The following is a 13,843-nucleotide window of genomic DNA, read 5'->3' as shown; positions in this document are numbered from 1 at the left end:
TAACAGGATGAAAAAAAGAAAAAGACTATGGAATTTATGGAAAACGATTACATTGTTAGTTTGTACAGTTGTAATTTTTTCTTTACTTGTGACAGATATATTAATTAGTCATAATGTAGAACGGACGACGGAGGATAGCCAAGCAGAGAAAGCAAAAACAATTGCACACATTGTGGCGAATGATTCGATTGTAATCGATGGTTTGGTTGGGAAAGCAGATACCTCTGCAATCCAAACGTATACAAATAGAATATTACAAAACACAGGTGTTCAATTTATTGTAGTTATGGACATGAATGGAATAAGAAAGTCACATCCAAATCCTCAAAAAATAGGGCATCATTTTATTGGGGGAGATGAAGGGCCTGCATTGAAAGGAAAAGAACATGTATCGTTAGCAGAAGGAACTTTAGGTATTTCCATGCGAGTGTTTGTACCAATATTTTCTGAAACAGGTGAACAACTTGGAGCAGTGGCTGTTGGTATTTCAGCAGATAATGTAAAAGAGAGAGTTAAGGAAAGTAGACATATCATTTATATTGGTGTCGGAGTGGGTGTATTAGTCGGAATTATAGGAGCAATATTGCTAGCTAGACATATGAAGAAAAGTTTATTCGGTCTTGAGCCGCACAGGATAGCAAAAATTCTTGAAGAAAGAAATACGATGCTACAATCTGTAAAGGAAGGTATTATTGCTGTAGATAAAGAGGCTAGAGTAACGTTAATTAATAATGAAGCGAAACGTCTATTTAAAAAAAGCGGACTTGAAGAAGATTTTATCGGTAAAGATGTTGAGTTGTATATGCCAAATTCACGTATAAAAGAAGTATTGCAAACGGGAGAAGTACAATTAAACGAAGAACAAAATATTTATGGAATTACGATTGTGACGAATCGAGTTCCTTTATATGTAAAAGGAGAAATAGTTGGTGCAATTGCAACATTTCGTGATAAAACAGAGATTAGAAAACTAGCAGAGGAACTAACTGGTATTAGACTATATGCAGAAGCATTACGGGCACAATCTCATGAGTTTATGAATAAGATGCATGTCGTATTAGGGCTTACACATATGAAACAGTATGAAGAATTACAGAAGTATATAAGCGGCATGGTATCAGAGCATCAATATGAAATTGGTGGAGTTATGAAAAGAATAAAAAGTCCAGTATTTGCTGGTTTTTTACTAGGTAAGCTCAGCTATGCTAGAGAGAAAAATATAAAATTAATTATAAGTGAAGATTCTTATATGCCGGAAATAGATGATGAAAGTATTACTCATGAACTTATTACGATTGTCGGAAATTTAATTGATAATGCATTAGAAGCAGTGACGAATTGTGAAAAGAAGCAAGTTGAAGTTGAGATACAACATGGGGATATACTAACTATTACAGTACAAGATACGGGAAAAGGTATACAAGAAAAAGAAATAGAGGAATTATTTACGAAAGGTTATTCCACAAAGGGAGATAACCGCGGTTATGGTTTGTATCTTGTAAAAGATAGTATACAGCGAATAAATGGGGAAATTCATATGCATTCATTAGTAGGAAAGGGAACAACGATAACAATTGAAATACCTAAAGGTAGGGATGAGAGGCAAATATGATTAAAGTTTTAATTGTAGAAGATGACCCGATGGTAGCAATGTTAAATACGCATTATTTAGAACAAGTAGGAGGGTTTGAACTTGTTCAAGCAGTTAACTCAGTAAAGTCAGCGATAGAAGTATTAGAGAAATCACGAGTAGATTTAGTATTACTTGATATTTTTATGCCTGAAGAGACTGGGTTTGAGCTTTTAATGTATATCCGGAACCAAGAAAAAGAAATCGATATAATGATGATTTCAGCTGTACATGATATGGGGAGTATTAAAAAAGCATTACAATATGGAGTTGTAGATTATTTAATTAAACCATTTACATTTGAACGATTTAAAGAGGCATTAACTATATATCGAGAAAAATTTACTTTCATGAAAGAACAACAAAAAATTAGTCAATCGGAATTAGATTCGTTAATTTTACAAAAAGAAAAAAGAGAGCCTACTGTCACTAAAGAGCTTCCGAAAGGTTTAACGAAGCAAACGTTGCAATTAATTTGGCAGAAGATCGAGTCTCTGAATGGAAGAGTATTTACAACAGATGAAATGGCACAATTAGTTGGAATTTCAAGAGTTTCTATTCGAAAATATGTAATGTTTCTGACTGACATTGGGGTGTTAGAAAACGAAATGATGTACCAACATGTGGGAAGACCTGTAAGTAAATTAAGATGTGTTGATCAAAAGAAAATAGAGTTTTACGTATAAGCGACTTAATATAAGTCGCTTATACTTTTTTTAATTACAAAATCAATTACAAAACTTACAAAAACTATTTTTACTATTGAAAGCGTTTTAATATTGTTATTAAGAAAACGAGGGGGTGCCATATGGGAATTCAAAAGAATGTGGAAGCGGTATCATTTTCTGAAGGAAATGAAGTACAAAGAGAATCTTTCGCTTCTAAAATTATGAATGTAAAAATCGGTGTTATACCTTTACCGTTATATGTAGTATTGGCTGCTATTATTTATGGGGCATCTGTATATAATAAATTGCCAGCAGATATGATTGGTGGATTTGCAGTTATTATGATCATGGGGATTTTCTTAGGTGATATTGGGATGAGAATTCCAATTTTAAAAAATATCGGCGGTCCAGCAATACTTTCGTTATTTATTCCATCATTACTTGTATTTTTTAACTGGATGAATCCAGCTTCAATGGAAGCTGCGACTATGTTAATGAAAAAATCGAACTTTTTATATTTATATATTTCTTGTTTAGTAGTCGGAAGTATTTTAGGAATGAACCGTAAAGTGTTAGTACAAGGTTTCGTTCGCATGTTTATTCCTTTAGTAGTAGGGACGTTAGCTTCTGTAGCAGTAGGATTATTGGTCGGTTCATTATTTGGATTTGAAATGAAGCACACATTCTTCTTTATCATCGTACCAATTGTGAGTGGTGGTATCGGGGAAGGGATTTTACCATTGTCGCTAGCTTATAGTGATATTTTAAATGAATCATCAGCAACGTTTGTATCACAGCTTATTCCAGCAGCTATTATTGGAAATATGTTCGCAATTGTAAGTGCAGGGTATATGAAGCGTTTAGGTGAGAAGAAACCGGAGCTTAGTGGTAACGGTGTATTAGTGAAAACAGACAATCAAGCAGAATTATTAAAAGAACAAAATACAGAGAAGCCAATTGACTTCTCATTAATGGGAGCAGGTTTATTAATTGCGTGTACGTTCTTCATCTTCGGAGGATTTGCTTCTAAGTTCATCGGTATTCCTGGGGCAATCATTATGATTTTCTCAGCAGCGCTTGTGAAATACTTTAAATTAATGCCAGCAAAAATGGAGCAAGGAGCATTCCATTTATATAAATTTATTTCGAAGAATTTAACTTGGCCTTTAATGGTTGGATTAGGATTGCTATATATTCCGTTAAAAGACGTAGCAGCAGTTCTTTCAGTAGGATATGTTGTTGTGTGCGCATCGGTTGTTCTTACAATGGTAGCATCAGGTTTTCTTGTAGGGAAAGTGATGAAGATGTATCCAGTTGAATCGGCGATTGTAACTGGATGTCATAGCGGTTTAGGTGGAACTGGAGATGTTGCTATTTTATCGGCTTCAAATCGTATGGAATTAATGCCGTTCGCGCAAATTTCGACTCGTTTAGGCGGGGCGGCAATGGTTGTAACGGCGACAATATTATTAAAGATGTTTTCATGATCAAACAAGCTAGCTATATTCATATAGCTAGCTTGTCAAATTAAGGGGAGATTATAAGTATGTTAGCAAATCAAATTAATGAAAGATCATTGTTATTGCATAAAGAATTAGTAGGGAAAATTGAAATTACAAGTAAAGTAGAAGTAAATTCAGCGGATGATTTAAGCCTGACGTATACACCAGGTGTAGCGGAGTCTTGCAAAGCAATTGCGGCAGATGAAGAAACGGTGTATGACTATACAGCACGTGGTAATATGGTGGCAGTTGTCTCAGATGGAACAGCGGTACTCGGTTTAGGAAACATTGGACCGAAAGCGGCTATGCCTGTTATGGAAGGAAAAAGTATTTTGTTTAAGAAGTTTGCGAATGTAGATGCTTTCCCATTATGTTTAGGCACAACGGATGTAGATGAAATCGTTACCCTTGTAAAAAATTTAGAGCCTACATTTGCAGGGATTAATTTAGAAGATATTGCAGCACCGCGTTGTTTTGAAATTGAAAAACGATTAAAAGAAGAAACGAATATTCCTGTATTCCATGATGATCAACATGGAACAGCTATTGTCGTTTTAGCAGCTGTTATTAATGCATTAAAAGTTGTTAGCAAACAAATGGATAATGTGAAAATCGTTATTAACGGTGCGGGTTCGGCAGGAATTGCAATTGGAAAATTATTATTAAAGGCTGGTGCAAAGCACATTACGCTAGTTAGCCTAGAAGGTATTGTTTGTGAAGGTGAAACATGGATGAACGAAGCACAAATTGAAGTTTCAAAAAAGACAAATCGTGAACATGTGCGTGGAACGTTAAAAGAAGCGATTAACCAAGCTGATATTTTTATTGGCGTATCTGCTCCTAACGTATTAACGAAAGAACTTGTACAGACGATGAATGAGAAAGCAATTGTGTTTGCAATGGCGAATCCAATTCCAGAAATCTTCCCTGAGGATGCATTAGAGGCTGGGGCAGCTGTAGTAGGAACTGGGCGCTCGGATTATGCGAATCAAGTAAATAATGTATTGGCGTTTCCCGGAATATTCCGCGGTGCGTTAGATGTGCGCGCAACTGATATTACAGAAGAGATGAAATTAGCGGCAGCATATGGGATCGCTAACATCATTACTGATGAAGAACGTAATGCGAATTATGTAATCCCGAATCCATTAGATAAAAGAGTTGTTCCAAGTGTTGCGGAAGCAGTAGCGAAAGCAGCTATTGATTCAGGCGTGGCACAAATTACGAAAATACCACGTTATTAATAGCTAAAAGCAGTGCCTAAAAGGCACTGCTTTTTTGAGATAAGAAATCAAAATAATGAAGAAGTGTAGAATTATTTATGTTTCTTCACTATTTATTTAATTCCATTGCAACTTGTTTACCATTCACTAAAACCTCAGTTATTGCTACGATTACTTCTATCATTTTTTTCATCTCTCATCTCTCCTCATTCATTTCTTACTTTAAGTATAAGAGAAGAGAGATAATTCAACTATCGAAGTACATGACGTAGAAATTACATTGTTGTAAGAAAGTGGTTTATTTTTGTCACTTTACTCAGCGGTGATTACAAACTGATCATAATATTTTTCATTCACATATATATTTAATAACCATAATCCAGATGAAGGTAGTGACATAGCGAGAGGGAGTTCGCTTGTAGTAGAATTGATTGTATTTGAAGTAGTCCAAGTTTGTTTGGAAATTTCTTTTTGAAAGAGTACTGGTGTTGGCGTTACAGATCCTTGTTTTAGCGCAATAATAGACAATTTTCCAGTTGGTATTTCAGAATCTAGAAAGTACCACATTATTTCATTTTGTTCATTTGCGATAATAGGACTATCAGCCATTGCGATTTTTCCTTCGATGCCTTTTAAAGGTATTTTTCCGTCTATGAATGAGGGTGCTTCTTCCCAATTTACATCTTTTAAAACACTAAGATGAAAGAAGGAAGGTGCGTTCACTTGATTGGACGTTGCGACAGCTTCAGTTTTAGATGCTTTTGAATCAGGTTGTGCTTGTGTGCATCCAGTGATGAGAAAGGAGAGAAGTAGCATAGTTCCGATTTTTTTCATGGTGCCACACTCCTAGTTTTTATTGTTAGTGTAATTGTATTTGCTAGAAGGCGGGACAATTCCTTTAAAATGTCAAAAGAGGTCGTAAGTTTTGTACGACCTCTTTTGACATTTTGTATCCCGTAAAAGCCCGATTGGTGTAGGTTAATAATCAGTGGGAGATAGCCCCACTAATTAAAGTTTCATTTTATATTTGTTCCGTTGTATAGGTTGGTTCGGTTTCTTTTTGGGGCATCGTCAAAAAAATAACGGATAGAACGATACATATGCCGCCTAATAATTGATATGCTCCAAAAGATTCACTTAGCCAAGTGATTGAAACGATGGCAGCTACAAGGGGTTCAATGCTAGATAAAATGCTTGTTTCTGTTGCTGCTAAATATTTAAGACTACCGATATACAGAAGGAAAGAAAGGGTACCACTAATAATGATAAGAATAAGCATAGAAAAAGTTTTTAGTGTAAAGGTTTGTGAAAATTGATTCCACCCGAATGAATGATTATAAATAAGTAGTGCAATTCCTCCGATTAACATCCCCCAACCAATTACTATAGTTGTTCCGCATGCTTTAATAAGCGAAGCTGGATGAAGGGTATAAAATGCAAATCCAATTGCTGTTAATAGTCCAAAAGTAATAGCTTCTTTAGATAAAACAATATTTTCAATTGAGCCATTTGTAATAATAAAGTATGTTCCTATTAGCGCGGCTATAATTGCGAATAGTTGCATGGAAGCAGGGAATTTTCTTTGTTCAAATGCAACATACATGGTAATAAGAACAGGACCTAGAAATTGAAATAGCGTTGCTGTGACCGCGTTACTAATATGAACCGTTTCGATAAAGGCGTATTGCGCACCAAGCATGCCGAGAATAGAGAAAATAATAAGTTGTATAGAATATCTAGGGTGTTTCCAAATTTGAAATATGTTTTGTTTCTTTATAAGTAAGAAAGACAAAATAAATATTCCTGCAAGTAACAATCGAATTGTTAAAAAATCAATTGAGGATACATTAGTATGCTGAAATAGCCACTGAATCATTGGACCAGATAATCCCCATAATGTAGCCCCTGTAATAATCATAATGAGTCCGATACGTCTACCATTGTTCATTATCATGTTTCTCCTCTCCGGTATTTGATTTTTGATGTGTGACATGATAAAAGGAATTATATATAAAATCTGGTACTGTAAAAAGTATCAGATTTTAGTTTTATTAAGGGGTCAGATATTATGTTAGAATTAACGCCTAATTTAAATGTGAATAGTAAAAAGGCATTATATGTGCAATTGTATGAGTATATAAAAAAAGAGATTAAAGATGGATCGATTGTCCCTTTTACGAAATTACCGGCTAAGCGAAAGTTAGCGATACATTTACAAGTAAGTAAAAATACAGTAGAGGCAGCCTACGAACAATTACTTGCAGAAGGTTATATTGAATCGATATCGAGAAAAGGTTATTTTGTATGCAAGATTGAGCAAATGGTTCATGTAGAGGATAGCGAAGAGAGGATAGAAGAAGTCCCGTTTCAGGAGAAGCGTTATAAATTTGACTTTACACAAACAGGAATTGATACAAATGCTTTTCCATTTAATATGTATCGGAAAATTGTAAATGAAGTATGGCAACCGCATAATAACGAACTTCTCTTTCTAGGACACCCTCAAGGGGAAGCAAGCTTAAGAGAAGAGATTACGAATTATTTGTATGAATCTAGAGGTGTGCGTTGTTCAGCTAGTCAAATTGTATTAGGAGCGGGAACACAAATATTAGTGAAACTATTGTTTCAATTGTTAAAGGGAAGCAATTATGCAGTTGAAAACCCAGGGTATCATAGAAAGATGGTTGTTTTTGAACAGGGAGAAGCAAGAGTCCAAATGTTATCTTTAGATAGAGATGGAATTTGTATTGCAGATTTAGAAAATAGCAATGCGAATGTTGTATTTGTTACACCTTCCCATCAGTTTCCATATGGAATGATTATGCCTATTACGAGAAGGATGCAGCTTTTACAGTGGGCAAAGAAAGAAGAGAGCAGGTATATTATTGAAGATGATTATGATAGTGAATTTCGTTATTCTGGAAAACCTATACCGGCGCTGCAAGGGTTAGATACAGAGGGGAAAGTTATTTATATGGGGACGCTATCTAAAGCATTATTGCCATCGCTACGGATGAGCTATATGGTGTTGCCGAAGAAATTAATTAAAAAGTATCAACAGCAATATTTATTTTATACACAAAGTGTTTCAAGAATAGATCAAGAAGTGATTAGAAGATTTTTAAATGAAGGATATTGGGAAAAACATATTCATAAAATGCGTGTTGTCTACCGTAAGAAGAGAGATAGACTTGTTTTTGAAATAGAGAAGTATTTCTCTAATCGTGTTGAAGTGATAGGAGAAGATTCCGGATTACACATTTTATTAAAAGTGCATAATGGAATGCAGGAAGAAGAATTAATTCAAGAAGCTGCGAAATATAGTATTAAAATATATCCTGTGTCTACGTACTATAAAGACGGTACGGCGCCTGAGAGTGTAGTTTTACTTGGGTTTGCGATATTATCAGAGGAAGAGATTGCGAAAGCGATTCAATTATTACACACGGCATGGTTTACAAGAAAGTAAAAAACATCCTCCAAACATGAGGATGTTTTTTATTATTTATTTTCATCTAAGAATAAGACCATATGCTCTTCGTCCCAATATTGTCCGTTATATTTTAATGAACGTTCTTGTACACCGAATGTTTTAAAACCTAATGATTCATAAAGTTTTTTCGCTCCATCGTTGCCAACAACAACATCAAGCATAACTTGTTCTACTTCTAAAGATTTAGCAAGCTCAAGACATTCTTTAATAAGTGCTTTTCCTGCTCCAAGTCCGCGTGCTTTTGGAGATACATATACAGAACCGATTTTAGCTTTATGTTCTTGTTTTACATATGGTTTCGTTTCCAGTGTTGCAACCCCGATTAATTTTCCATCTTTAAATGCACCTAGCGTATAGTTTTCATCTTGTGCTAATTTTTGTGCTTTATATTCAATCGCACACTCTTTATTAATAATATCTTCATAAGAAGAGCTGAATGCTTCAGGGTTTTGCTTTAATCCTTCTACGCGAAGTTCTAAGTAAATTTCTGCTTCGTCTTTTGTTAATACATGGATATCCAATTATATCACCCTCCAAATCTTTGCAAATGTACCTTTATTTTATATTGAAATAAGAATAATTTCAAAAGCTTAGCTTATATGAGCTGTTTTTATGAACAAAATAACACCAGTAGTGTTTACTACTACTGGTGTTTTCACACGCATATTATTCAAAAGGTAGCTTGATTATAAAGTTTGTTCCCGCTCCTAATTGGCTTGTTACTAGAATAGAACCGTTATGCAATTCTACAATTTCCTTTGCAACAGCTAGCCCGATGCCTTTTCCGCCTGTAGCTCGTGTTCTAGATTTATCAACACGATAAAAACGGTCAAAAATATGCGGGATATCTTCTTCAGGAATACCTTCACCTTCATCTTGTACACTTATTGTAAAAGAATCTGTTTCCATGAGTACACGTATCGTAATGGATGTGTTTTCTGGCGAATGTTGATAAGCGTTGTGTAATAAATTTAACATAACTTGTTCCATACGTCTTTCGTCTATACAAACTTCTAAATCATCTTTGCAATATACACGAAGTTGCATTTGCTTATTCGTTAATGTTGTTTTTGTTTTTTCAACCATTCGTTCTAAAAATGGCTGAAGAAGCACTTTTTGTTTTTTTATAACAAATTGGTGTTGTTCTAATTGTACAAGCATAAATAAATCTTGGACGAGATCGGTTACACTATCCGTTTCATCCTCAATGATTTGTAAGTATTCTTCTCGCTCCTCTTTTGTTAAAGAGTCTCTCTTTGCTACCTTTGCATAACCTTTCATATAGGTCAATGGAGTTAATAGTTCATGAGCGACACTAGCGAGAAATTCATTGCGCTCTTTTTTCATATACGTAAGTTCACTCGATAAATCTTCAATTGTTTTTGCTAAACTTCCGAGTTCATCATTCCGTTTAATACCTAATTGAATTGGCTTATTTAATTTTGACATTTTTTCTGTCGCTCTCTTCATTTTTACAAGTGGTTCTGTAATAACGCGTGAAAAAACAAAGACAGAAATTGTTGTTAAAATAATTGTTAAAACGCTAATGATAAGAAATTGGTTCATGAGTTTAAGTAACATATTTTCTAGGAAAGATGTTTTTAATAGCATATATAGCTTTCCTTGAAACTTTGTTGTGTTAAGTGGGCTTACTGTTGTGATGAACTTTGATTTTTTCCAGTTCCTTTCAACGACCAATCCGCCGTCTGGGACAGTTTCTGTTTTACAAGTAAGTTGTTTTTGCATATCTTTTGTTACGGGTTCTGAGGTGGAAATAATTTTGCCGTTATGGTCAGTAATAATGATAGCTATATCGGAGTTAGAAATTGATTCCGATTCAACTAAGTGTGCAGCCTCATTCGTAATATCGAATTCAGGATACACAGGGCGTTTAGGACTTTTATTATGTTCAGCGTGTTTCATTTCTTTATAATATTCATCCCGTCTCTCGCGGCTTTTAATTTTTTTACTATAGCGATTACCTTTCTCTAAAAGAGCATCTGTTTCCTCTACAATACGCATTTTTGAAAGGCTTTTATAAAAAGATACGAAAGCAATTGTTTCAATACATAAAGCTAATATTAAAAAGTATGTCCCAATTTTAAGGGAAAGTTTACTCATTTTTTCACCATACCTTATTCATAATAAAGAGTCAGTGGTATACGATTTCCCACTGACCGAAGTAATTATTCACTTTTCCATTTATATCCGACTTTATAGACCGTTTCTAGGTAATCTTCAATTGGAAATCCTTTTTTGCGTAGTTTATCACGGATATTACGAATGTGTGAATCAATTGTTCTATATTCGATATCTGTTTCATAGCCCCAAATTTTTTCGATTAAATCATCTCGGCTATAAGCACGGTTTGTATTTTGCAAAAATAGTCCGAGTAACGAAAATTCGATAGGAGTTAATGAGATTTTTTCATCATAAACTGTGACAGTATGTTTCGTTTTATCCCACTCAATACCATTGAAACTAACAAAGCCATCTTTTTTTGTACGGCGTAATATAGCCTCGATTCGTGCGACTAATACATGCTCATCAAATGGTTTTGTAATATAATCATCTGCGCCCATCGTGAGGCCTTTCACCATATCGTAGTTTTGATTACGAGCTGTTAACATAATGATAGGAACATTGGAAATTTGACGAATTTGATAGCAAGTATCCCATCCATCCATATTTGGCATCATAACATCTAATAAAATAATATCGAATTCTTTTTGTTCGATTAAATTTAGTGCTTCAAGGCCAGAGGTAGCTTTCATGCAAAAATAGCCGCGAGGGCTTAAGAACAGATCTAATAATCGTAACATACGTTCTTCATCGTCTACTAATAAAATTTTTACCATAATCTTGTGCACCCCAAACTGTTCATTCTACTTGTATAGTTTACATGAAAATAATAAAAAACTCTTTTTATGTGATTGAGTGGAAGAGTTATTTTTCGCTCAGAGTAATTGACATAAAAAATGCACTAGTTTTGCACAACTATTTTTTATAATAGAAAACGTAGCGACACAAAATACCCTATGTTGCGACATAACGTCATGTCATTTTATTTATAAAATGACAATTCCATTCTATTGTGTATGTGAGATAGAGAGGGTTTTCGTATTCACCTCGCATCGGATAAGAAAAATTTCCTATCTCACACTTTTTTTAAAAGGAGATCATACACATGAATTCAAAAGAAGAAATTTCAAAAAAAGAAAAGCAAGATCGTAATACGGTTGTCATGTGCGTTGCCGTATCTATGGTTATTATTATAAGTTGCGTAAATAAAATTTTGGGGATTTTATAATATAAAAAAAGCTGATTGCTTCTTAAGAAGCAATCAGCTTTTTTTATTGTTAGGGGAGTATTCCTATATGATAAACCAAGGTAAAATTGCTAACCCAGAAGTTACAATTGCTGTAGTAAATATTAAAAGCATAGCTCGTTTGTTTTGTTTCATGTCACATTCTCCTCTACATATCAAGTACATGCGATCAGCGTGGGATGTAGTTCCCCACTGAGTAAAGTTTCACTTTATATTTTTAGTATAATAAATGGTAAGGATTGGTACGATCGATAAAGGTGACATGAAGATTACATTGTTGTAATGCAAAAAAACATCTTTCTTATTAAGAAAGATGTTTTTGGAAAACTACCCCGCAAAAGCCCGATTGGTTCAGCTAATACTCAGTAGGGGATGGAAAAATCACCCACTGAGTAAAGTTTCACTTTATATTGAAGTATTAATCATTTAAGAACAGAACCATATGTTCCTCGTCCCAATATTGACCGTTATGTTTTAATGAACGCTCTTGTACGCCGTAAGTTTGGAAACCTAATGACTCATATAATTTTTTTGCTGCATCGTTACCAACTACAACATCGAGCATAAGTTGTTCTACATGTAATTTATCGGCATTTTCAATAATTGCTTTAATTAGAGCTCGTCCTGCTCCAAGGCCACGCGCTTTTGGAGAAACAAAAACGGAACCGATTTTTGCTTTATGTTCTTGTTTAATAAATGGTTTTGTTTCTAAAGTAGCGATACCAATTAAATCATTATCTTTGAAGACACCTAGAGTATACTTATCCGGATTGCTTAATCGTTTAGCCATAGCAGCCACAGGATTTTCATGTTTAAGAACATCTTCATAAGAAGAGCTAAAAGCTTCCGGATTCTTCGTTAAACCTTCCATACAAACTTTTAAATATATTTCTGCGTCCTCTGTTGTTAATAAGCGAATTTCCATAGTTGTAACCTCCCTGGTGGATTTCAAATAAATCCATTACTTTTATAAGATTGAGTATATGTTTTGTTAGTATTCTCTTTTAATTTGTAAAAGAATGAAAAGATATATGCTACAATGTTTTGTTTTAATTATGTAATGAAATTATATATTAACTTTGTTAACTATTCAAGTGTTTAATATGTTACATTTTTATAACTAAAATAACTCCTCGATTGAGGAGTTATTTTTTAAACATTGGATTGATAGCCATCAATTCGTTTTGGATGTGTGTAAATATTACAAGATTCATTTCTAATAAACCCTACGACTGTAATGCCTAAATCATGGGCAAGTTGCAATGCCAGTTTTGTTGGAGCGGATTTAGATAGAACAATTTCACATCCGATTTTTGAAACTTTGAGTAAAATTTCGGATGAAATACGTCCGCTAAATGCGATGATTTTTCCTTTAATGGATATATCGTTACGCAAACAATGACCATATATTTTATCTAATGCATTATGTCTTCCAATATCCATTCTTGATAGGAGGATATTGTTTCGATCACATAGCGCGGTATTGTGAACACCGCCAGTTTGGCGAAATGTAGTAGAAGATTGTTGCAAGGTATTCATTAAGTGAAAGCATTCTTCAGGAGTAATTTTTACATGTATATCATGTAAGTCTTTTGCTTTTGCTGCGTCGTTTACGAAAATAAAACCTTGTCTACCTTTTCCACAGCAAGAAGTGATGTATCGTTTATTATATAAAGTTTGATAGAGCGGATTCACTTTTGATGATTTTACATGGACAATTCCGTTATCTTTTTGAACCCATAGTTCTTCAACATCTTTATAGGAAGAAATAATCCCCTCAGAAATTAAAAAACCAATTACCATATCTTCAATATAATTTGGTGTGCATACGACTGTTACATATTCTTCACCATTCAACTTAATAGTAATAGGAGATTCTGTAACAATCTCATCAAGCTGTTTTGAAAATGTACCAGATTGATAGCGTACAATTGTATAAGTCTCTTGCGTAGGCCCCATATTAAATTCCCCTTTTATATGTATTTCTCTCCCACATTTA

13 protein-coding genes are annotated in these 13,843 nt (G+C 34.2%); 6 read left to right on the top strand and 7 right to left on the bottom strand.

Annotated elements, in window-relative coordinates; genetic code table 11:
- The first annotated feature begins 7 nt into the window (after positions 1 to 7).
- The 4 genes from ACTFR8_RS26370 to ACTFR8_RS26355 all read left to right on the top strand — a co-directional run bounded on the left by ACTFR8_RS26370 (position 8) and on the right by ACTFR8_RS26355 (position 5,044).
- Positions 8 to 1,612, top strand: a complete 1,605-nt coding sequence (locus ACTFR8_RS26370; protein WP_252209780.1) for a sensor histidine kinase — start codon at positions 8 to 10, stop codon at positions 1,610 to 1,612.
- Entirely contained in the window at positions 1,609 to 2,316 is a 708-nt protein-coding gene (locus ACTFR8_RS26365) for a response regulator (RefSeq protein ID WP_000598689.1), read from the top strand. Before ACTFR8_RS26370 ends, ACTFR8_RS26365 begins: the two co-directional genes overlap by 4 nt.
- A 122-nt stretch (positions 2,317 to 2,438) precedes the next feature.
- On the top strand, positions 2,439 to 3,785 hold the full coding sequence (locus ACTFR8_RS26360; protein ID WP_000512722.1) for a 2-hydroxycarboxylate transporter family protein: 1,347 nt from the start codon (positions 2,439 to 2,441) through the stop codon (positions 3,783 to 3,785).
- A gap of 59 nt (positions 3,786 to 3,844) precedes the next feature.
- On the top strand, positions 3,845 to 5,044 hold the full coding sequence (locus ACTFR8_RS26355; RefSeq protein WP_000880782.1) for an NAD(P)-dependent malic enzyme: 1,200 nt from the start codon (positions 3,845 to 3,847) through the stop codon (positions 5,042 to 5,044).
- 291 nt (positions 5,045 to 5,335) lie between these two features.
- Here ACTFR8_RS26355 and ACTFR8_RS26350 read toward each other — a convergent pair whose 3' ends face one another.
- Positions 5,336 to 5,857, bottom strand: a complete 522-nt coding sequence (locus tag ACTFR8_RS26350; protein WP_000719682.1) for a DUF4871 domain-containing protein — start codon at positions 5,855 to 5,857, stop codon at positions 5,336 to 5,338.
- Between the two features lie 187 nt (positions 5,858 to 6,044).
- Entirely contained in the window at positions 6,045 to 6,971 is a 927-nt protein-coding gene (locus ACTFR8_RS26345) for a DMT family transporter (protein ID WP_252209781.1), read from the bottom strand.
- Positions 6,972 to 7,091: 120 nt separating this feature from the next.
- Here ACTFR8_RS26345 and pdxR point away from each other — a divergent pair, with 120 nt between their 5' ends.
- A complete protein-coding gene (gene pdxR, locus ACTFR8_RS26340; RefSeq protein WP_000891927.1) occupies positions 7,092 to 8,492 on the top strand; it encodes a MocR-like pyridoxine biosynthesis transcription factor PdxR in 1,401 nt (466 codons plus the stop codon).
- 32 nt (positions 8,493 to 8,524) lie between these two features.
- Here the strand turns inward: pdxR and ACTFR8_RS26335 are convergent, their stop codons facing one another.
- The 3 genes from ACTFR8_RS26335 to ACTFR8_RS26325 all read right to left on the bottom strand — a co-directional run bounded on the left by ACTFR8_RS26335 (position 8,525) and on the right by ACTFR8_RS26325 (position 11,374).
- Complete coding sequence (locus tag ACTFR8_RS26335; RefSeq protein ID WP_000351212.1) at positions 8,525 to 9,037, bottom strand: GNAT family N-acetyltransferase; 513 nt, start codon at positions 9,035 to 9,037, stop codon at positions 8,525 to 8,527.
- 145 nt (positions 9,038 to 9,182) lie between these two features.
- Entirely contained in the window at positions 9,183 to 10,637 is a 1,455-nt protein-coding gene (locus ACTFR8_RS26330; protein WP_252209782.1) for a HAMP domain-containing sensor histidine kinase, read from the bottom strand.
- Positions 10,638 to 10,702: 65 nt separating this feature from the next.
- On the bottom strand, positions 10,703 to 11,374 hold the full coding sequence (locus ACTFR8_RS26325) for a response regulator transcription factor (RefSeq protein WP_000238959.1): 672 nt from the start codon (positions 11,372 to 11,374) through the stop codon (positions 10,703 to 10,705).
- 329 nt (positions 11,375 to 11,703) lie between these two features.
- Between ACTFR8_RS26325 and ACTFR8_RS26320 the strand changes: the two genes are divergently transcribed.
- On the top strand, positions 11,704 to 11,826 hold the full coding sequence (locus tag ACTFR8_RS26320) for a hypothetical protein (protein WP_001085006.1): 123 nt from the start codon (positions 11,704 to 11,706) through the stop codon (positions 11,824 to 11,826).
- A gap of 436 nt (positions 11,827 to 12,262) precedes the next feature.
- Here ACTFR8_RS26320 and ACTFR8_RS26315 read toward each other — a convergent pair whose 3' ends face one another.
- Together ACTFR8_RS26315 and fdhD are read right to left on the bottom strand one after the other, a co-directional pair.
- Positions 12,263 to 12,769, bottom strand: a complete 507-nt coding sequence (locus ACTFR8_RS26315) for a GNAT family N-acetyltransferase (RefSeq protein ID WP_000405883.1) — start codon at positions 12,767 to 12,769, stop codon at positions 12,263 to 12,265.
- A gap of 227 nt (positions 12,770 to 12,996) precedes the next feature.
- A complete protein-coding gene (gene fdhD / locus ACTFR8_RS26310; RefSeq protein ID WP_000529230.1) occupies positions 12,997 to 13,803 on the bottom strand; it encodes a formate dehydrogenase accessory sulfurtransferase FdhD in 807 nt (268 codons plus the stop codon).
- Between the last annotated feature and the right edge of the window lie 40 nt (positions 13,804 to 13,843).

It is taken from the genome of Bacillus cereus group sp. MYBK15-3, assembly GCF_051916765.1.
Lineage (GTDB): Bacteria > Bacillota > Bacilli > Bacillales > Bacillaceae_G > Bacillus_A > Bacillus_A cereus.
The sequence above is the reverse complement of the archived record's forward strand: the minus strand, read 5'-3'. Positions and strand labels throughout refer to the sequence as shown.

What these genes read in the sequence shown, in the direction of transcription:
- ACTFR8_RS26370 (WP_252209780.1), top strand. Translation starts at nt 8, where the DNA reads ATGAAAAAAAGAAAAAGACTATGGAATTTATGGAAAACGATTACATTG.
- ACTFR8_RS26365 (WP_000598689.1), top strand. Translation starts at nt 1,609, where the DNA reads ATGATTAAAGTTTTAATTGTAGAAGATGACCCGATGGTAGCAATGTTA.
- ACTFR8_RS26360 (WP_000512722.1), top strand. Translation starts at nt 2,439, where the DNA reads ATGGGAATTCAAAAGAATGTGGAAGCGGTATCATTTTCTGAAGGAAAT.
- ACTFR8_RS26355 (WP_000880782.1), top strand. Translation starts at nt 3,845, where the DNA reads ATGTTAGCAAATCAAATTAATGAAAGATCATTGTTATTGCATAAAGAA.
- ACTFR8_RS26350 (WP_000719682.1), bottom strand. Translation starts at nt 5,857, where the DNA reads ATGAAAAAAATCGGAACTATGCTACTTCTCTCCTTTCTCATCACTGGA.
- ACTFR8_RS26345 (WP_252209781.1), bottom strand. Translation starts at nt 6,971, where the DNA reads ATGAACAATGGTAGACGTATCGGACTCATTATGATTATTACAGGGGCT.
- pdxR (WP_000891927.1), top strand. Translation starts at nt 7,092, where the DNA reads ATGTTAGAATTAACGCCTAATTTAAATGTGAATAGTAAAAAGGCATTA.
- ACTFR8_RS26330 (WP_252209782.1), bottom strand. Translation starts at nt 10,637, where the DNA reads ATGAGTAAACTTTCCCTTAAAATTGGGACATACTTTTTAATATTAGCT.
- ACTFR8_RS26325 (WP_000238959.1), bottom strand. Translation starts at nt 11,374, where the DNA reads ATGGTAAAAATTTTATTAGTAGACGATGAAGAACGTATGTTACGATTA.
- ACTFR8_RS26320 (WP_001085006.1), top strand. Translation starts at nt 11,704, where the DNA reads ATGAATTCAAAAGAAGAAATTTCAAAAAAAGAAAAGCAAGATCGTAAT.
- ACTFR8_RS26315 (WP_000405883.1), bottom strand. Translation starts at nt 12,769, where the DNA reads ATGGAAATTCGCTTATTAACAACAGAGGACGCAGAAATATATTTAAAA.
- fdhD (WP_000529230.1), bottom strand. Translation starts at nt 13,803, where the DNA reads ATGGGGCCTACGCAAGAGACTTATACAATTGTACGCTATCAATCTGGT.